At 69.1% G+C, this 17,528-nt stretch carries 16 protein-coding genes; 6 read left to right on the top strand and 10 right to left on the bottom strand.

The window, feature by feature from the left end; genetic code table 11:
• Positions 1-37 precede the first annotated feature (37 nt).
• The gene (locus tag AB0F43_RS34690) at positions 38-370 is read left to right on the top strand and encodes a DUF998 domain-containing protein (protein ID WP_360486873.1); all 333 of its coding nucleotides are present in this window, start codon (positions 38-40) and stop codon (positions 368-370) included.
• Here the strand turns inward: AB0F43_RS34690 and AB0F43_RS34685 are convergent.
• The 6 genes from AB0F43_RS34685 to AB0F43_RS34660 form a co-directional block, all read right to left on the bottom strand.
• Positions 367-1,920, bottom strand: a complete 1,554-nt coding sequence (locus AB0F43_RS34685; protein ID WP_360486870.1) for a multicopper oxidase domain-containing protein — start codon at positions 1,918-1,920, stop codon at positions 367-369. The two genes, AB0F43_RS34690 and AB0F43_RS34685, sit on opposite strands and share 4 nt — an antisense overlap.
• Positions 1,917-2,345 (bottom strand): hypothetical protein, encoded by a 429-nt coding sequence (locus AB0F43_RS34680; protein ID WP_360486867.1) that lies wholly within the window; start codon positions 2,343-2,345, stop codon positions 1,917-1,919. Before AB0F43_RS34680 ends, AB0F43_RS34685 begins: the two co-directional genes overlap by 4 nt.
• Positions 2,342-2,710 carry a hypothetical protein gene (locus AB0F43_RS34675; RefSeq protein WP_360486864.1) on the bottom strand — a complete coding sequence of 123 codons (369 nt, stop codon included), beginning with the start codon at positions 2,708-2,710 and terminating at the stop codon, positions 2,342-2,344. Before AB0F43_RS34675 ends, AB0F43_RS34680 begins: the two co-directional genes overlap by 4 nt.
• Before the next feature lie 239 nt (positions 2,711-2,949).
• Positions 2,950-3,294: a hypothetical protein gene (locus AB0F43_RS34670; RefSeq protein WP_360486861.1), complete on the bottom strand. Its 345-nt coding sequence runs from the start codon at positions 3,292-3,294 to the stop codon at positions 2,950-2,952.
• Positions 3,295-3,562: 268 nt separating this feature from the next.
• Positions 3,563-3,787 (bottom strand): hypothetical protein, encoded by a 225-nt coding sequence (locus AB0F43_RS34665; RefSeq protein WP_360486858.1) that lies wholly within the window; start codon positions 3,785-3,787, stop codon positions 3,563-3,565.
• Positions 3,788-3,901: 114 nt separating this feature from the next.
• Positions 3,902-4,936 carry a LacI family DNA-binding transcriptional regulator gene (locus tag AB0F43_RS34660; RefSeq protein ID WP_360486855.1) on the bottom strand — a complete coding sequence of 345 codons (1,035 nt, stop codon included), beginning with the start codon at positions 4,934-4,936 and terminating at the stop codon, positions 3,902-3,904.
• Between the two features lie 226 nt (positions 4,937-5,162).
• Between AB0F43_RS34660 and AB0F43_RS34655 the strand changes: the two genes are divergently transcribed.
• Together AB0F43_RS34655 and AB0F43_RS34650 are read left to right on the top strand one after the other, a co-directional pair.
• Positions 5,163-5,876, top strand: coding sequence for a copper homeostasis protein CutC (locus AB0F43_RS34655; protein WP_360486852.1), 714 nt, complete (start codon positions 5,163-5,165; stop codon positions 5,874-5,876).
• The gene (locus AB0F43_RS34650; protein ID WP_360486849.1) at positions 5,873-6,130 is read left to right on the top strand and encodes a DUF4031 domain-containing protein; all 258 of its coding nucleotides are present in this window, start codon (positions 5,873-5,875) and stop codon (positions 6,128-6,130) included. The genes AB0F43_RS34655 and AB0F43_RS34650 overlap by 4 nt, the downstream gene beginning before the upstream one ends.
• A gap of 39 nt (positions 6,131-6,169) precedes the next feature.
• Here the strand turns inward: AB0F43_RS34650 and tuf are convergent, their stop codons facing one another.
• On the bottom strand, positions 6,170-7,357 hold the full coding sequence (gene tuf, locus AB0F43_RS34645) for an elongation factor Tu (protein WP_360486846.1): 1,188 nt from the start codon (positions 7,355-7,357) through the stop codon (positions 6,170-6,172).
• 342 nt (positions 7,358-7,699) lie between these two features.
• Complete coding sequence (locus AB0F43_RS34640) at positions 7,700-10,081, bottom strand: hypothetical protein (RefSeq protein ID WP_360486843.1); 2,382 nt, start codon at positions 10,079-10,081, stop codon at positions 7,700-7,702.
• A 224-nt stretch (positions 10,082-10,305) separates the two neighbouring features.
• On the opposite strand from AB0F43_RS34640, the gene AB0F43_RS34635 reads away from it, so the two are divergent.
• The gene (locus tag AB0F43_RS34635; protein WP_360486840.1) at positions 10,306-11,190 is read left to right on the top strand and encodes a Gfo/Idh/MocA family oxidoreductase; all 885 of its coding nucleotides are present in this window, start codon (positions 10,306-10,308) and stop codon (positions 11,188-11,190) included.
• On the opposite strand, the gene AB0F43_RS34630 is transcribed toward AB0F43_RS34635, so the two are convergent.
• Together AB0F43_RS34630 and AB0F43_RS34625 are read right to left on the bottom strand one after the other, a co-directional pair.
• Complete coding sequence (locus AB0F43_RS34630) at positions 11,174-13,435, bottom strand: PQQ-binding-like beta-propeller repeat protein (protein WP_360486837.1); 2,262 nt, start codon at positions 13,433-13,435, stop codon at positions 11,174-11,176. The genes AB0F43_RS34635 and AB0F43_RS34630 overlap by 17 nt on opposite strands.
• Before the next feature lie 135 nt (positions 13,436-13,570).
• Positions 13,571-13,882 carry a helix-turn-helix domain-containing protein gene (locus AB0F43_RS34625; RefSeq protein ID WP_360486834.1) on the bottom strand — a complete coding sequence of 104 codons (312 nt, stop codon included), beginning with the start codon at positions 13,880-13,882 and terminating at the stop codon, positions 13,571-13,573.
• Between the two features lie 88 nt (positions 13,883-13,970).
• Here AB0F43_RS34625 and AB0F43_RS34620 point away from each other — a divergent pair, with 88 nt between their 5' ends.
• Complete coding sequence (locus tag AB0F43_RS34620) at positions 13,971-15,158, top strand: MFS transporter (RefSeq protein WP_360486831.1); 1,188 nt, start codon at positions 13,971-13,973, stop codon at positions 15,156-15,158.
• A 57-nt stretch (positions 15,159-15,215) separates the two neighbouring features.
• Positions 15,216-17,504: an alpha-L-fucosidase gene (locus AB0F43_RS34615; RefSeq protein WP_360486828.1), complete on the top strand. Its 2,289-nt coding sequence runs from the start codon at positions 15,216-15,218 to the stop codon at positions 17,502-17,504.
• Positions 17,505-17,528 lie beyond the last annotated feature (24 nt).

Raw genomic sequence — 17,528 nt, 5'->3', positions numbered from 1 at the left:
GGGGTGTGCGGCTGGTGCGTGGCTGGGGTGTCCGCTGATGTCTGGTTCGGCGGCGACTGCGGCGGTGAGTGGATTGACGACCAGGCGGCTGGTCTCGTGCGGTCTGGTGGCCGGACCTCTCTTTGTGGTGACCTTCCTGGTCCAGGGCACGTTGAAGGGCTCCGGGTACGACGCGCTGCGGCATCCGGTCAGCTCACTGGCGCTCGGCGATCACGGCTGGGTGCAAACCGCCAACTTCCTGATCTGCGGGCTGCTGACGATCGCCTTCGCCGTCGGCCTCTGGCGGGCCGGCGTCTTCCAGCGGCTGGCCGTGACGATCGGCTGGGCCTGGATGTTCGCGCTCGCGCTGCGCGTGTTGCGTCGTACCTAAACCGTCTCGAAGCCGGCCATCATCGCCATGTCCTCGTGCTCGAGGTTGTGGCAGTGGATCAGATACTTGCCCTTGTGAGCGGTGAACTTGACCAGTACGTCGACCACCTCCGCCGGCCGGATGTCGACCGTGTCCTTCCAGCCGGCGTCGTACGCGCCGATGCCGCCGCCGCGGCGGCTCAGCACCTGGAACGGCGCGAGGTGAACGTGCACCGGGTGGTGGACGTCGGTGACGAAGGTCCAGATCTCGTACTGGTCCAGTTTCACCTGGGCCTGCATCACGGCCGGATCGAACGGCTTCCCGTTGATCGTCCAGCCCTTGTGACCACCGGCGTCGCCGCGGGTGAACTTCCACTTCCGCCTGACGACGCCGGCCGGCTTCGGCAGTACGGCGTACGACGAGAGCTTGGCCGGGATGCTGCTCTCGTCAGTGGCTTTGCGAGCGACCTTGAAGCGCAGGACGTTCGCGTTGTTGTCCAGCTTGTTGACCAGCGTGACCTCGTCGCCGGGCTGGTACTGCGAGAAGTCGACGATCACGTCGAAGCGCTCGGCAGGTGCGATCACCAGGGTGTCGTGTTCGATGGGTGCGTCGAGCAGTCCACCGTCGCTGCCGATCTGGACGAACTTCGCCGGTCCCTTGTCGAAGCCAAGCTCGTAGCGACGCGCGTTGGCCGCGTTGAGGATCCGGAACCGGTAGCGGACCGCGTCCACCTCGTGCACCGGCCACGGCGCACCGTTGACCAGCGTGACGTCCGCGATGACACCTTCCATGTACGCCGACTCGACGCCGGGCCGGTCCTTCGCCGCGGGGTACAGGAACGATCCGTCCTCGGCGAACGCGCGGTCCGCGATGACGAGCGGGATCTCCCGATCCCCGGCAGGCAAGGGCAAACGGTCCTCTTCGTCGTCCCGAACGAGATGGAAGCCGAACAGACCGCGGTACACCTGTGGGGCGGTGTAGTCCATCCGGTGGTCGTGGTACCAGAGCGTCGCGGCCCGCTGCGTGTTCGGATACGTGTACACGCGACTGCCCGTCTTCACGTCGCCGCCGGTCATGTTGTGGTGACCGCCATGGCCCTCGTGGCCGCCGGGCGGCATGAGCAGGTCCAGCGGCCAGCCGTCACTCGCGGCCGGGGTGTGACCGCCGTGCAGGTGTACGGCGGTCGGTACGTCGAGCTGGTTGACCTGCTCGACCACAGTGGTCCGCCCACTCCGTACGTCGAACGTCGGGCCGGGCAGGAGGCCGTCGTACCCAAGGATCTCGGTCTTGAGGCCGGGGAGGATTTCCAGACTCGCCTTGCTCTGTACGACGCGGTAGTAGTCGGTGCCGGCCTCGGTGCGGATCGGCTTCTTGACAGGCGGGATGGGGAGTGGGACCTGGAACGGCTCGGGCAGCGGGGCCTGGCTGCGGAGGAGTTCTCCGGCCTGTGACGGCGACGGATCAAGACCGCAGTCGGTCAGGGTGAGGGCGGCTCCGGTGCCGCCGGCAACGGCCAGGAAGCCGCGGCGGGACATCTTCATCGGGCGAGCTCCGTTCGGCTGTGGCTTCATCGGGTGGGGTCCTTTCGGCTGCGGCGGGCAGCCGGACGGAAGGACCAGATGGTCATCCACACGACGGTGACGACGATCGCCGTACCGAGTGGGACGTGGACGGCGAAGTTCTGCAGGTAGCCGAAGGTCAACTGGACGAACTCGGCGAAGAACAGCACGACGGTGAGCAGCATTGGCCAGACGCGGCCGCCGCCGGCCAGCCAGTAGCAGGCCGCGGCGACGAACTGGATCATCGAGACCATCCACAGCGTCGACCCGATCGGGCCGTGCGCGTTCATCGCGTCGACGTCACCGGACAGGAAGTACCCGGCCAGGATCGGCTGCGCCACTACGAGTCCGGCGTGCAGCAGGAGGACGAGCCGCAACGACCACAGTGATACGCGCGGTCGTCGTACTCGTGGCTGGATGACTGCGGTCGTCGTCATGCCCGCGCCTCCTCTCGCTGTCGCAGGGTCCAGAAGGCGAAGATGACGGCTGTCGTCACCAAGGCGATGCCGAGCGGGAGGTGGAAGGCGAGGTCACCGCTGTAGCCCAGGCTGACCTGGTTGCCTTCGCCGGCCAGCACCAGCAGTGACACCAGCGGGGCCGCGAGCCGGCCGCCGGACCGCCACCAGATCGTTGCTACCAGCAACTGGATGAGGGCGATCGTGCCGACCGCCATTGCGACCGGTTCGTGGATCCGCAGGGCATCGCCGGAGCCGTTCAGGTAGACACCCGCGAGGATCGGCTGCAGGCAGATCGCGATCGCGTGCGTCACGGCGACCAGGCGAAGCGCGGCAAGAGACTTCATGTAGACAGACAATAGTAGCCTGGCTACATGTAGAGCAATCAGGTATCTCCCTGGGTGTGCTTAGGTGCGTGCAGGGGTGCTCGGGGCTGGCGGACTGTCTGATGCAGGCGAGCCGCGCTCGGTTGTGCTCCGGAACGGCGGCCCCTCCGATGCAGCGGGGGTGTGCTCGGGACCCTGACGGAGCGGTGCGCTCGGGGATGCCGTAGGGACGGGGTCGGGGGCGGTGTGTTCGGGGGTGGTTAGGTGAGGTGGCCGAGGGGGGCGACGGAGATGCCGGCGCGTTCGCAGACCCAGTGGGGGTCGGGGCCGAGCTCGGGCTCGATCCGCAACTCGTGGTCGTTGAGGTCGTCGCAGGCGGTGCAGCGCGGCCAGCGGACGCCGGAGTCGACCAACCGGTCCTGGACGTCCTGCGCGACCAGGCCGGCGATGTGCTCGGCGCCGTCCGGCCACTGGTCCAGCCACCACTGCCGGCCGGCCACCGCGTCCTCGAGCACCGACACCATCACCGCATCGTCGAATCCCCGCGCGGCCAGGTCGTGCAGCACCATGGCGCGGGCGGTCAGCAACACCCCGGGCTCAGTCATCGCCCATCAGAGTGCCACGCCCCACCGACAAAACCCCACTCCCGGCTCACCGCCCGACCCGAGGCTCGCCCACTCGAGTCGGGGGGTTGCCCCCAGAGATGGAGGGTTGCCCGCTGGTTATCCGAGGCGGCAACCCCCCACCTCGGGGGATGACCCCTCGGGTCGGGGGTTGCGGCCTGGGGTTGGGGGTTGCCCGCTCAGATGGGGGGTTGCTCGGTGGTGACCCGCAATCTCGAGGGCAACCCTTGTGGCGGGAGTGGGGGACGGGTCACCCGGCGGTCGGGGAGCAGCTGGGGCGCGGGTCGATGCGGTCGGCCAGGCGGAGTTCGCGTTCGGCGGCGGTTCGGAGTACGGCGCTGATCCGGGCCCGGACCGCGATGGTGCGGCGCGGGGCCGGCTCGTCGTACGGCTGCTGGGGTGCGTTCGGAAGAGCCGACTGCGCCAGGTTGCGAGCGTTCTCGACAGCGGTGTTGCCGGCGATGAAGTACGTCATGGTTCTGCTCCCTTCCCGAGAGCGTGTTCGGTCGGCCGGCGGCCGGTCGGCCGTCGGAGGTCGTGGTTGATCGCCCCAGGAACCCGATGGGGTCCTAGGTGTTCTCTGTGGTTGTCAGCGCTTCGGTGCGGGGCCGCTGCTGGAGCGGACGACCAGTTCGGTCGGCATCAGCACCTGGCGTTCGGTGGTCGCCGGGTCGAGCAGGATCCGGCCGACCCTGCGGCCCTTGTCCTTGATCGGCTGGCGGATCGTGGTCAGCCCGGCCGGCTCGGCCGCCGGGATGTCGTCGAATCCGGCCACGGTCAAATCCCGCCCTGGGGTCAGTCCGCGGACCTTCATCGCTTCCATCGCGCCCAGGGCCTGTACGTCGCTCAGCCCGACTATCGCGGTCGGCCGGTCCTGTGAGTCGAGCACGTACTCGGCGCCCTTGAGGCCGGAGTCGAAGGAGTTGTAGCCGCCGGAGACGATCCGCATCTGGGCGGCCGGCATGGCCTTCTCCAGACCTTGGATCCGGGCCTCGCAGTCGCTGCAGCCGACCTCGTCGAAGGACAGCTCCACCGCTCCGTCCTTCGCCTCGGCCTTGTCGACCAGGACGACGATGTCGCGGTGCCCGAGCCGGGTCAGGTGCTGGCCCAGCTTGGCCGCCGCCTCGACCTCGTCGATCGCCACCCAGCACAGGTCCGGGTGGTCACCCCGGTCGGTCGAGACCGTCGGGATCCCGCGCGCCGTCAGGATGTCCACCGCGGGGTGGTTGCCGGGCACGCAGAAGATCGCCGCCGCGTCGATGGCCGCCTGCTGGACCGCGTTGCTGCCGCCGACGATGTCGCCCGAGCTGAGCGGCATCAGCAGCAGGCTGGTGCTGAACTCCTCGGCGACCTCGGACAGGCCGGCCAGGAAGCCGACCGCGTACGGATCCGAGAACGCGTACGCCAGCTTGTCGGTGAACAGCACCCCGATCGCACCGGCCTTGCCGCTGCGGAGCGCCCGGGCGGACGCGTCCGGGCCGGCGTAGCCGAGCTCCTGGGCGGTGGCCAGGATCCGCTCGCGCAGCGCGGCGGACAGCTGGTCGGGTTTGTTGTAGGCGTTGGAGACGGTCGACGGGGACACCCCGACGGCCTGCGCCACGGTCTTGAGTGTGACTCCGCCCATGTCCCCGTCTCCTCTCCCTGGTGTCTTCTGTATCGATCTTCTAGATCGTTCTAGAAAAACGATACAGAAGAGCCCCTCGCCAGCGCAACACCTATTTCCGAACCTTCCCTCCGCCTCGGTGCACCGGTGGTTTCCGGAAGATTGCTGTCGCCTGGTGGCAGCAGTGCTCCGGAAAGTGATCGGAACCGGACGCGGAGGCCCCGGCCGGTGCGGGATGATGGCGGGCATGGGGTCGTTGCTGGAGGTCATCGCGCTGCATCCGGCGGATGCGGAGGCGGCACAAGAGGGCGGGGCGGACCGGCTGGAGCTGTGCGCGTCGATGGAGGCCGACGGGTTGTCGCCATCGGTGTCGACAGTGAGTGCGATCCGGCGCTCGACCGATCTGCCGCTACGGGTCATGCTGCGGCTGTCGGACTCCTTCACCACCAACGGCGCTGAGCTCAACCGCCTGACCGCGATGGCGCAGTCGTACCTGTCGGCGGGAGCAGATGGGTTCGTGCTGGGCTTCCTGACCCCGGACAACGAGGTCGACGTCGAGTCGGTGGCCGCACTGGCCAGCACATTCCCTAGTACGTCGTGGACCTTCCACCGCGCGATTGACGCCGTACTGGAGCAACGGTCGGCTTGGCGCGCCCTGCGGACGTTGCCGGGGCTGGACTGTGTGCTGACGGCCGGGTCGGCGCTCGGGGTCGCCCACGGACTGGACGACCTGTGCAAGCTCGCCAAGGACGAGCCGGCGGTCGCGACGGTGATGATGGCGGGCGGCTCGTTGCGGCCGGAGCACGTGCCCTGGCTGTATCAGAGCGGCGTACGGCGTTTCCATGTCGGCTCGTCGGTGCGTCAGGACGGCTCCTGGACGAAGGCGTACGTGAACTCGCGCTTCGTCCGGGCCTGGCGCAACCTGCTCGATGCCCAGGACAACCGGGACGCTGACGCGTGATCCTGATCGACCCACCAGCCTGGCCCGCCTGGAACAGAGTCTGGTCCCACCTGGTCAGCGACGAGTCGTACGAGGAACTGCACGCCTTCGCCCGAGCAGCAGGCATCCCGGCCCGCGGCTTCGACCGCGACCACTACGACGTCCCCAGCGACAGGTACGACGACCTGATCGCCGCCGGCGCCGTACCAGTCTCCAGCCGGGAACTCGTCCGCCGTCTCATAGCCGCCGGCCTCCGCCAGCGCAAAGGCAGGTGAAACGGCCCTCAGTTGCTTGAGGCAACTGAGGGCCGTTGTTCAGTCGAGCAGCTCTGTCACGGTGCCGGCGGCCACGGTGTGGCCGCCTTCGCGGACGGCGAAGCCCAGGCCGGGGTTCATGGCGATGGGCTTCGACAGTTCTACCGTGAGGTCGACGGTGTCGCCGGGCATGACCAGGGCGGTGTCACCGAGGTCGATGCCGCCGTCGACGTCCGTCGTACGGAAGTAGAACTGCGGGCGGTAGTCCGAACCGAAGGGGCTGTGGCGGCCGCCTTCGGAGGTGGACAGGGCGTGCAGCTGGGCCCGGAACTTCCGGTGCGGTTGCACGCTGCCCGGCAACGCCACCACCTGGCCGCGACGGACCTCGTCGCGCTTCACGCCGCGCAGCAGCACCGCCGCGTTGTCACCCGCCTCCGCGGACTCCAGCGACTTCCCGAACGTCTCCAGGCCGATCGCCGTACTGGTGACGGTCGGACCCAGGCCGACCACCTCGACCGCGTCGCCGAGCTTCAGCGCACCACGCTCGACCGCGCCGGTGACCACGGTGCCTCGGCCGCTGATGGTGAGCACGTTCTCGATCGGCATCAGGAACGGCTCGCCCAGCTCACGGTCCGGGACCGGCACGTAGTTGTCGACCGCGTCCAGCAGCTCGCCGATTGCGGCGGTCCACTGCGGGTCGCCCTCGAGCGCACGCAGTCCGGAGACGCGTACGACGGGGACGTCGTCGCCCGGGAAGCCGTACTCCGACAGGAGTTCGCGGACCTCCAGCTCGACCAGGTCGAGCAGCTCGGGGTCGTCGACGGTGTCCGCCTTGTTCAGCGCGACCACCAGGTACGGCACGCCCACCCGGCGCGCGAGCAGCACGTGCTCACGCGTCTGCGGCATGGCGCCGTCCTGCGCCGAGACGACCAGGATCGCGGCGTCCACCTGGGCGGCGCCGGTGATCATGTTCTTCACGTAGTCGGCGTGCCCGGGCATGTCGACGTGCGCGTAGTGCCGGGTGGCGGTCTCGTACTCGACGTGCGAGATGTTGATGGTGATCCCGCGCGCGACCTCCTCCGGCGCCCGGTCGATACCGTCGAAAGCGACGAACCGGTTGACGGACGGGTCGCGCTCGGCGAGCACCTTGGTGATCGCGGCGGTGAGGGTGGTCTTGCCGTGGTCGACGTGACCCATCGTGCCGATGTTGAGGTGCGGCTTGGTCCGCACGAACTGGCTCTTGGCCATGACTGTTTCCTTTGCGTGTCAGAAGATTCGATCGAGCCAGGACCCCCGGCTCCTTCCGCAGCGCTGTCACCACGCGGGAGGGGGCCGGTGAGCGGTCCACCCTCCTCCGCGGGTCCTGGTCAGCAGGAAGAGGGTCGCCCTCGCTCATCGGCAACGCAGTGCGTGCCGGTGAAGAGATCTGAATCGACTGACGTCGCCCACGCGGCAGCACCCGTCAGGCCGGTGCCTGACAGGTTGTGCTCGAGAACCACGCGGAACATGCGCATCACGGTAGGCAGTAACGCTGCCCCAGGCAACGGAATTCCCGATCGGGTACGACGCCCTGCCCGGGCGGCGGACGCGTCAGTTCAGGGCGAAGAGGCGGGTGCCGTCGGAGAAGACGGGGCGGGCGCCGGCGACCGTGACCGCCGGCTTGTTGCAGGTGACCTCTTCGGACTGGGCGACCGACTCGGCGGTCGGGCCGGCCAGGATCGGGCGGGGCCGGATGCCGGTGGTGCCGATCATCACCGGCGAACAGCTCCCGTTGGTCTGCGGCATCAGCGTGACCACACGGCCGTCCGGCAGCAGGCCGAACCCGTCCCGCGGGTACGTCGGCTGCTGCAGCTTCGGCGGCACTTCCAGCAGGTGGTGCCACTGCGGTGTCCCGTCCGCCGGGCTGACCGCGGAGACGTCGTACGTCTGGGGCTGCCCGGGGTCGGTGGCGTTCCGGCAGGTGATCATCACCAGGGACGCGCGGGTGGCGGCGAGCTGCGAGTCGCACGAGGACGACCCGAGCCGCGGGCGCGGTGTGCCCGGCACTGGCGTCGTCCAGATGATGCGGCCCTCACCCACGTCGACGGACCACTGGTGGAGCGTTCCACCGGCAGCACCGGTCCAGATGAGGCCGGAGACCTCACGAGTGTCAGGTACGGCGACGAGGTCACCGACCCACGTGGCCGGGTCCAGCTCCGCACTCACGTCGAACCGGGTACCCAGATCGACCTCCCACCGCTGGTCGCCGTTCTTCAGGTCCAGTCCGCGTACGACGGCACCGTTGCCACCACATGCATCGACGACAACGGCCTGGTCACCCATGAGCTCGCCTTGCGTCACGTTGCAGCGCAGTTGCGTCCGCCAGTGTGTCGGACTGCTCACACCATGCGCCACGACGTAGTTGCCCTCGGACACCAGCAGCTGGTTCGCGTCCACCGCGAGAGCCGTGCCGTCGGTGTGCACCTCGGTGAGCACCTTCCCGCTCACCGCATCGAGTACGGCGTACGTCGGCAGGTCGATGCCACTCGGCGCGCGGGATCCGGCGTACGGGAGATGGGCGGCGAGGGTACGGCCGTCACTGGAGACCAGTAAGCCCTTGGAACCGCTGGAGGCAGCGTCGTTGACGTCGGCGCGGGAGTATCGCCACCGGATCTGGCCGGTGTTCGCGTCGGACATGACCACGCCGTCCGGGCGCAGCTCGGCGACGCCGCCCGCCGTACCGGCGATGGCACCGGTGGCCGGCACCTCGCGACTCCAGGCGAGGGCTCCGTCGAGTTGTACCGGCTGCTGTTCGGGCTTGGTGGTCGTGGTGGTGCTGACCGTGTTGGCTGTCTCCAGCCGGGCCTGGACGAACGGCTCACCGGCCGACACCACGATCCACGCGAGCAGTGACCCGCACACCACGGTCACACCGAGACTCAGCAGCCGCGGGGGAGCCTGTGCGTACGCCGGTGCCAGCCGCAGGCGTCTCGCCAACGCCAGGAGCGCGCCGGCGAGGACCATGGCGACAGACGCCAGCAGGAGGTACGGCCACCGCTCGGACATCGCCGCACCTGGTTGTGCCGCGGGCCAGCGCCACCAGCAGAGACCGACCGCGATCGCACCGACCACGGCGAAGGCCAGAGCGGGGTAGGTCACCAGCCGCGGCTGGGCCCGGCGAAACCATGCACAGGCCAGACCGGCGGACAACGCCGTACCGGCGATGGGTGCCCAGACTGGGAAGCCGGTGACCTCGTCTGGGGCGGCCGGCCACTTCGGGGCAGCGCCGAGACCACGTCCGAGCAGGACCGACGCGGCCACGACCGCACCGAGGGCAGCGCCGAAGTAGACGATCGGGATCAGCCCGCCGATCGGCCGGGCCGCCTTAGGGACCCAGGACTCGACCTCCCGGGCGATGTTGTCCCGGGCCGCCTGTTCCCACTCGTCATGACCCTTCGCGGTCGCGTACAACCGGGTCTCGGCCAGGCCCTGCAGGAACGACATCCGGCCGCGGGCGAACTCACGGTCGGCGATGTGCGCGTACTCCTGCCGGATGCCTTCGGCGTACTCGTCGTACCGCTCGGTGGGCATGCCGAGGATGCGTAGGTCGGCGTCGCACAGGACCGCGCCGTTCGCGTCGTCCGGCTCGCAGTCGTGCTTGGCGGTGAGGCGGACCAGGCGGCCGATCTCCTCGACCCGCTCGGCGTCGACGCCGTACGCGGCCAGCTCGAGCTCGGCCAGCTGGGCCGAGAGCTCCTCGTTCTCACCGGGGTCGGCCTGTGGATCGTAGATCGCGTCGTGGAACCAGGCGGCCAGCCGGACCGTATCGGCGTCGTCGGCGGCGTCGGCCAGTTCGTCGATGGTCGCCAGCACCTCGGTCAGGTGCCGCTGGTCGTGATAGTGGCGGTGTTGCTCTGCGTAACGACCCAGCAGGTCCTCGCCCAACGGCTGCGCGTGCGGCAGCAGGCGATTCCACTGGTCGCGCAGGTCCATGGCTGGGAGTCTCGCACCCGGTGGGAGCCTGGGCCGACCGAACCGGGGCTCCCGGATAGTCTCGTGGCCAAAGCGATATCGGCTCGTCACCTGACCAGCACGATGGGTGCGTCCGGCATCGAATCCCACCCGTGCAATTGCGGTCCAGATCACATGAGGGCCAGGGCACACCGATTGGCCGGGTCACGCCGATCGGGGTGGTCCGGCAACGAGATGGAGGACGGATGCGATTCGGCCTGGTAGGCACCGGTCCGTGGGCGAAGCTGACGCACGGGCCCGGCCTGCGCGCGGCGCCGGACGCCGACTTGGTGGGCGTCTGGGGCCGGGACGCCGCGAGAACCGCCGCGATCGCGGCCGACCTGGAGGTCTCCGCGTACGGCGACTACGCGGAGTTACTGGAGTCGGTCGACGCGCTCGCGTTCGCCGTACCGCCGAAGGTGCAGGCGTCGATGGCGCTCGAGGCCGCCGCGGTGGGCAAGCACCTGCTGCTGGACAAGCCGGTGGCGGACTCGCTCGAGGATGCCCGGGCGCTGGCCGACGAGGTCGCGGACGAGGGGGTCGCGTCGGTGGTGTTCTTCACGCACCGGTTCGAGCCGCCGATGCGGCGGTTCTTCACGGACGTGCGGGCCAAGGGTGGCTGGAAGGGCGGCTGGTCCCGGATGCTGGCCGCCCTCGATGCGCCGGGCAACCCGTTCACGGACTCGCCCTGGCGGCGGGAGCAGCGTGGTGCGCTCTGGGACGTCGGGCCGCACGCGCTGTCCAACCTGACCGCGATGCTCGGTCCGATCACCGGGGTGACGGCCGTCGGCGGTGAGGGCGATCTGGTGCACCTGGTCGTGGCGCACGAGTCAGGTGCGACCAGTACCGCGAGCCTGTCGCTGTTCGCGCCTCCGGAGGGCAGCAACTTCGAGACCGGCATCTGGGGAGAGTCCGGTACGGCGATCCTCCCGCAGAGCGAGACGCCCGCGGTGGAGTCGTTCGCGCTGGCCGTGCAGGAGCTGGTCGCCGCGGCCGAGTCCGGCGAGCCGCATCCGGTCGACGTCGCGTTCGGCGCCCGAGTAGTCGAGCTGCTGGCGTCCGCGGAAGGACAGCTCAACGCAGCGCGATGACGGTGTCGGAGCCTGAGGTGAGGACCAGGTTGCCGATGGCTCGGGCGTCGCGGCTGCAGGAGATGCCGGTGGGGAGGCGGACCTGGCGGAAGCCGGTCCGGCTGATCACGTTGGCCCAGCACGCGTCCGAGCCGCGGCTCAGCGAGATCACCCGGCCGTCCGCGGTGACGGTGACCTTGGCCCGTGGGTTGACCGGTGCTGTCGTCTGCCACGCCGTCTGACCGGTGGTGGCGTCGATCGCGGTGACCAGCGTCTTCCCGTTCTCCAGCTTCCTGGAAACCGGGCAGTCGACCACGATCAAGTACTTGCCGGCCCCGTTGAGAAGCGTCCGGCACGCCCAGGTCCGCGGCACCGGCCACCGCCACTTGGCCTCACCGGTCCGCGGATCGAGCGCGGTGAGAGCAAGGGGTACGTCGGAGTCGTCGCCGGGCTCGGCCACGACCACCAGACCGGCCACGACGATCGGCCGCCGGTAGGTGTCGCCGGACTTCTTGGTCCACAGCTTCTTGCCGGACTTCAGGTCGAGGCCGACCATCTCGTCATCCTCATCACCGCAGCTGCGGCCGAGGAAGGTGACCACGGTGTCGGTGGTCGCCACTGCGCCGATCCCCGTGCACCGGCCCGGCTCGAACGTCCACCGCGCGTGGCCGTCCGGGTCGACGCCGCGCAGCTTGTCGGAGCCGCGCGCGACACGTTCGCCGGTCAGCAGCGGTTCGGCCTGCTGGATGAGGTGGTCGCGGGTACGGCCCGGCCAGGCCGCCTTGCGCTCGCCGGTGTTCGCGTCGAGCAGCAGGTAGCCGACGTCGGCGAACTGAGCGAGCACGTAGTCGCCATTACCGGTCGCCGCGATGTCCGGCTTCTCGTCGGAGTCGGACCGGCTGTAGCGCCAGCGCAGTACGCCGGTGGCCGCGTCCAGCATCTCCACCACGCCGGACTGCCTGGCGATGGCGATGCCGTACCTGGTGCCGATCGCATCCTCGGCTCCTGATCCGCGCAGCGACTTACTGACCCACGCGACGTTGCCGTCGAGCACGGAGGGTGTGGCCTTGCCGGCCGGACGGTCCGCGTCCTCCACGCGCTCGTTGGAGCTCAGCACGTAGTTGCGTGCCAGTGGCTGGATGATCAGCAGGAGGACCAGTGCCACCACTGCGGGCACTACCAGCCACGCGAGTTGCTGGCCGAGGTTCCTCGACGGGAGGAAACGCGCGGCACTCGTACGTAGGAGTGAGGCAACCAGTGCCGCTGAGCCGGCCAGGAGGAGTAGGAGCAGGGCTGAGATGAGCAGCGGGACTCGGAGGCCCACGCCGACGGCTGCGTTGGTTCTGGGCATTTGAGCCCAGGCGACGAGCAGTCCGGTCACTGCGGCGGCCACTACTGCGCCTGCGATAAGCAGTGAGCGTTGGCTGGCGCTGCGGGCGCATCGGAACAGGACAGGTGCGCTGAGCAGCGCGGCAGCTGCCAGTACGACGGGAGGCCAGCCGACCTCATCGTCCAGGGCTGGGACCTGCCACGAGGCGCCCGACGCGGCGATGGCGACCACTGCGGACGCGATCGCGCTGAAGGTGGCGGTCGCGGTGAGTGCGGCCTGCTGCCAACCACGCCAAGGCGCGGGGAGCTCACTGTCCAGTCTGCTCAGCTCTGACTCGAGGTTGAGTCGGGCGACCGGGCCGAGGCGTTGCCGGGCCAGCTGGGTCCGGTACAGGTGGCCGTCGAGTAGTTCGCGGACCTCGTCGTACCGATGCTCGAGTGCCGACTTCCGGTCGGCGGCGTCACGACGTACCTCTGAGGTGTGGTTGGCGTACCGGCTGGGGTCCGAGGCGAGGATGGCGTTGACGGCGTCGAGCAGTACGTCGCCGTTCGCATCGCGGCGGGGTGGGGCGTAGGCATCCGGTGGGGGTGCGGCGAGGTCGCCGGTGAGGCGGATCAGGCGGGCGACTTCGGCGATGCGGATGGGTGGTACGCCGTACTGCGGGAGAAGCTCCTGGGCCAGGTGGGCGGAGGCCTCGGCGTCCTCGACCGGGGTGCCGCCGGGGGCATGCACGGCTCGGTGGAACCAGGCGGCCAGGCGGACGGAGGTCGGGTCGGTGGAGAGCTGGATGAGGGAGTCGAGGGCGGTGAGGACGACGTCCAGGTAGTTGTCGCGGTAGGCGCGGCGGTTGCGGTCGACGTACCGGGCGACCAGCTCGTCAGCAAGCTGGTCCGAGCCGGGCACCAGCTCGCCCCACCTCGCACGCTGCTCCACCACCGCAACAGTCTGCCAGCCACACCCGCACAGCAAACGCTCGATCTCCCCACCGAGACCTTGCGGTTACCAGGCAGTTGCCCCTTCCCGTTCGCACTCGGCTGACCCGCTCTCCAGTGAGGTGCGGAGCTCAGCCGTCTACTGGCGGGCGGTGAGGATGCCGGTGAGGAGGCCGGGGTAGAGGGTGTCGAGGTCCTGGCGGCGGAGGGTGCTGATGCGGCGGGTGCCCTCAGTGTGGGTGGTGAGGACGCCGGCTTCGCGGAGGATGCGGAGATGGTGGGCCCGGGTGGAGGCGGTGACGGGGAGCTCGATCTCGCCGCAGGCGATGCCGTCGGGGGCGTCGGCCAGTGCGCGGATGATCTGCAGCCGGACCGGCTCGCCGAGGGCCTGCAGGACCGCTTCGACGCGGATCTCGTCCCGCGCCGGCTGCGGGAGCATCTTCTTGCTCATGCGTCCATGATACGACGCCGGTCGAAGTTCGATGATCTTCGTAGTACGATCTCCATCGAACTAGTAACCCTCGTCCGGAAGGTCCTCGATGTCCGCACGGATCTACCTGCTCGGCGCCGGCGCGTTCGCGGTCGGCACCAGCGCGTACGTCGTGTCCGGCGTGCTGCCCGACGTCAGCTCCGAGCTCCACGTCTCGCTGACGGCCGCGGGCCAGCTCGCCACCGCGTTCTCCTTCGCGTACGCCGTCGGTGCGCCGATCCTGTCCACGCTGACCGGCCGGTGGGAGCGCCGTACCCTCCTGATCGCCGCACTCGTCCTCGCCGCGCTCGGCAACCTGATCGCCGCCGTAGCCACCAACTACCCGGTGCTGATCGTCGGCCGGGTCGTGGCAGCCTTCGGCGCCGCCGTCTACACGCCCGCGGCCACTCTGTTCGCGACAGGCCTACTGCCACCGGAGGAGCGCGGTAGAGCAGTCGCCATCGTGTTCGGTGGTCTCACCTTCGCCCTGGTCCTCGGCGTACCGGCCGGCACCCTGTTGGGCCCCACCCTCGGCTACAAGGGTGTCTTCGCCCTGATCGCCGCTGTCGCCGTGCTGGTCGCCATCTTTGAACGCACCGCCCTGCCGAAGGTGGACGCGCCGCCTGTGGTCAGCTTGCGCGAGCGGTTCGCCGGTGTGACGGATCGCCGGGTGCAGACAGTGCTGGCGATGTCGGTGCTCGGAGTCCTCGCCGCGTTCAGCGTCTACATCTACGTGGTGCCCCTGCTGAAGGAGACTGTGCACCTCGGTGGCAGTGCGGTGGGGATCTTGCTGCTCATGTACGGACTGGGCGCCGTCCTGGGCAATCTGCTCGGCGGCCGGGCGACAGACCGCTTCGGCAGTCTGCGGACTCTGTACGGCGTCCTGGTGGGCAGCATCGTGATGGTGGCGACGCTGGACCTGACGGCGACGACCGTGGTCGGTGCAGGTGCCGCGCTGTTCCTCTGGGGCATGTTCACCTGGGCCTTCAACCCACCGATCCAGAATCTGCTGCTCGAGCTCGGTGGTGGTCTGCTGATCTCGCTGAACGCGTCCGCGATCTATCTGGGCGCCGGACTGTCCGCGGTGGTCGGCGGTCTGGTCATTCAGATCGCCGGAATCACCTATCTGCCGTTGGTCGCCGCGGTGCTCGACGTGGCCGTGCTCGGCCTGCTCGTGACCCTGCGGCGCGATCCGGCACTCCAGCTGGTCGAGCACCTGGAGGAAGAGGGGCAAGCCCTTGCCGCGGCCGTGGACTGACCCTTGACACTGATTGGGCTCTGACGACAGGGTTTCAGCGATCCGCCCGATCGGTGAATGGACAATTCACGTGCCCGAACCCGCGCCACGGTGCTGAACGTCTCGTTCGGTGGTTCGTTCTCGAGCGGCGACACCTACACGGCCGCGACCGGTGAGGTGATGGGCGGTACGGTCGCCCGCCGATCGGGTGCCGAGGCGCTCGACCCGGCCCGTGGCATCGTCCTCGGCGGCGGGGCCGACGGTGTTCGCTTCCAGCCGGGTACGGCGATCAGCGGCGGCGACATCCAGCGGTCGGTCCTGATCGAGACGGTGTTCACCCCCGACGCCGGCCAAGGAAGTCTGGCCACGATCACGGCGATCGGCGGGGCGATCTTCGGCCGGTACAACGGCGGCAACCTGCAGTACGGCTTCAGCGTCGAGAACGGCGGCGAGTGGCGTGACGTCGTGCAAAGCGTTCCGGTCCCGGCGGTTGGTGAGCAGCATGTGCTGGCGCTCGCCTATGAGGTGACGACTGGCGGAGCGACCTTGCACGCGTTCCTGGACGGGCAGCAGTTGCTGGCCGCGGTCAGCACCGAGGGAGCCGCGACCTGGCCTCCGGACTCCGGTGCGGACATCGGGCTCGGCAACGAGGTCCACCCATCCGCCCTGCAGCGCGGTCTCCACGGGGCAATCCGTCAGGTGCGGCTGGCGACGTTCAGCGGTGCGTTCAACCCGGCAGATCTTCAGCTGGCCAAACCGGTGGTCTCGAACGCCAAGGTCACCGTCGGGTTCGAGGGTTCGGTCGATACCGGCGGACGTTACCGGCCGGCGCTCGGGGAGCTGCCGTGTGTGGTCGGCAAGCTCAGCGCGGCCCGGACGATGCCCGTCGCGGAAGGCGAGTGTGTCACCTCACTGGTGGCCAAGGCCTCGGCGATCCGGCCGGATGCCCGGCAGGTCGCATGGCAGCGGATGGAACAGACAGCGTTCCTGCACTTCGGGGTGAACACCTTCACCGGGCTGGAGTGGGGTCACGGCGACGAGGATCCAGACCTCTTCCAGCCGACCGGTCTCGACACCGACCAATGGGCCCGGACACTGCGTGACTCCGGCTTCAAGCTCGCCATCCTCACCGTGAAGCACCATGACGGCTTCCTGCTGTACCCGTCCCGCTACAGCAAGCACAGCGTCGCCTCGAGTTCGTGGCAGGACGGCAAGGGTGACGTGGTGCGGGCGTTCGTGACGTCGATGCGCAAGTACGGCCTGAAGGTCGGGTTCTACCTCTCGCCGGCAGACGAGAACCAGTACCTCGACGGTGTCTACGCCAACGGCAGTGCGCACACCCCGCTGACCATCCCGACCCTGGTGCCGGGCGACGACCGGGCCGGCCGCGACCTGCCGCAGTACACGCTGACCGCCTCCGACTATGGCGCCTACATGCTCAATCAGTTGTACGAGCTGCTGATCGAGTACGGGCCGGTGGACGAGGTGTGGTTCGACGGTGCCCAGGGCCGGATCCCGCCGGACAAGGTGGAGGCGTACGACTTTCCCAGCTGGTACACGCTGATCCGTGAGCTCGCGCCCCAGGCGACGATCGCAGTCAGCGGCCCGGATGTGCGCTGGGTCGGCAACGAGTCGGGCCTGGCGCGGCCGGACGAGTTCAGCGTCGTACCGACGATCACGAAGCCGAACGGTTCGCCGGACTACGCCCTCGGGTACGCCGCTGGCGACCAGGGCAGCCGCAAGGCGTTGCTGGCCGGCCGGGACGCCGGTGCGACCGAGCTGGCCTGGTGGCCGGCCGAGTCGGATGTGTCGATCCGGGAGGGTTGGTTCCACCACCCGGAGCAGGAGCCGCGATCGGTCGAGCAGCTGACCGACATCTACTACAAGTCAGTCGGCCGGAACTCGGTGCTGCTGCTCAACATCCCGCCTGACCGCCAGGGCCGGTTCGACCATCGTGATGTGACCAGACTGGCCGAGTGGCGAGCCAGACTGGCCGCGGACATGCCTTGTGACTTGGCTCGGGAAGCCCACGCGGCCGGTGACGGCGTGAGCCCGCGGGCGGCGATCGACGGCAACCCGGATACCTCCTGGCGAAACCCGGGCACCGGCACGCTCACGCTGGGCTGGCCGGAGCCGGTCACCGTCCGGCGGGTCTCACTCGGCGAGGACATCCGATTCGGTCAGCAGGTCGAGAGCGGTGTGGTCGAGGTACGGACGTCCGACGGTTGGCAGCAGGTGGCGACCTTCGGCGCGGTTGGGCAGCGTCGCATTCTGACCCTTGACGGCCCGGTGACGACCAGTGAGCTACGTGTGCGGATCACCCAGTCCAGATCGAAGGTGAGACTCGCGACAGTGTCCGTTTTCTGAGTAGGCCCTCGTCTAGGGCAGGCT

This window comes from Kribbella sp. NPDC023972 (assembly GCF_040639075.1).
GTDB lineage: Bacteria > Actinomycetota > Actinomycetes > Propionibacteriales > Kribbellaceae > Kribbella.
The sequence above is the reverse complement of the archived record's forward strand: the minus strand, read 5'-3'. Positions and strand labels throughout refer to the sequence as shown.

What these genes read in the sequence shown, in the direction of transcription:
- AB0F43_RS34660 (WP_360486855.1), bottom strand. Translation starts at nt 4,936, where the DNA reads ATGGGCGGAGTCACACTCAAGACCGTGGCGCAGGCCGTCGGGGTGTCC.
- AB0F43_RS34665 (WP_360486858.1), bottom strand. Translation starts at nt 3,787, where the DNA reads ATGACGTACTTCATCGCCGGCAACACCGCTGTCGAGAACGCTCGCAAC.
- AB0F43_RS34680 (WP_360486867.1), bottom strand. Translation starts at nt 2,345, where the DNA reads ATGACGACGACCGCAGTCATCCAGCCACGAGTACGACGACCGCGCGTA.
- AB0F43_RS34635 (WP_360486840.1), top strand. Translation starts at nt 10,306, where the DNA reads ATGCGATTCGGCCTGGTAGGCACCGGTCCGTGGGCGAAGCTGACGCAC.
- AB0F43_RS34640 (WP_360486843.1), bottom strand. Translation starts at nt 10,081, where the DNA reads ATGGACCTGCGCGACCAGTGGAATCGCCTGCTGCCGCACGCGCAGCCG.
- AB0F43_RS34690 (WP_360486873.1), top strand. Translation starts at nt 38, where the DNA reads ATGTCTGGTTCGGCGGCGACTGCGGCGGTGAGTGGATTGACGACCAGG.
- AB0F43_RS34670 (WP_360486861.1), bottom strand. Translation starts at nt 3,294, where the DNA reads ATGACTGAGCCCGGGGTGTTGCTGACCGCCCGCGCCATGGTGCTGCAC.
- AB0F43_RS34625 (WP_360486834.1), bottom strand. Translation starts at nt 13,882, where the DNA reads ATGAGCAAGAAGATGCTCCCGCAGCCGGCGCGGGACGAGATCCGCGTC.
- AB0F43_RS34655 (WP_360486852.1), top strand. Translation starts at nt 5,163, where the DNA reads ATGGGGTCGTTGCTGGAGGTCATCGCGCTGCATCCGGCGGATGCGGAG.
- AB0F43_RS34685 (WP_360486870.1), bottom strand. Translation starts at nt 1,920, where the DNA reads ATGAAGCCACAGCCGAACGGAGCTCGCCCGATGAAGATGTCCCGCCGC.
- AB0F43_RS34620 (WP_360486831.1), top strand. Translation starts at nt 13,971, where the DNA reads ATGTCCGCACGGATCTACCTGCTCGGCGCCGGCGCGTTCGCGGTCGGC.
- AB0F43_RS34615 (WP_360486828.1), top strand. Translation starts at nt 15,216, where the DNA reads ATGGACAATTCACGTGCCCGAACCCGCGCCACGGTGCTGAACGTCTCG.
- AB0F43_RS34675 (WP_360486864.1), bottom strand. Translation starts at nt 2,710, where the DNA reads ATGAAGTCTCTTGCCGCGCTTCGCCTGGTCGCCGTGACGCACGCGATC.
- tuf (WP_360486846.1), bottom strand. Translation starts at nt 7,357, where the DNA reads ATGGCCAAGAGCCAGTTCGTGCGGACCAAGCCGCACCTCAACATCGGC.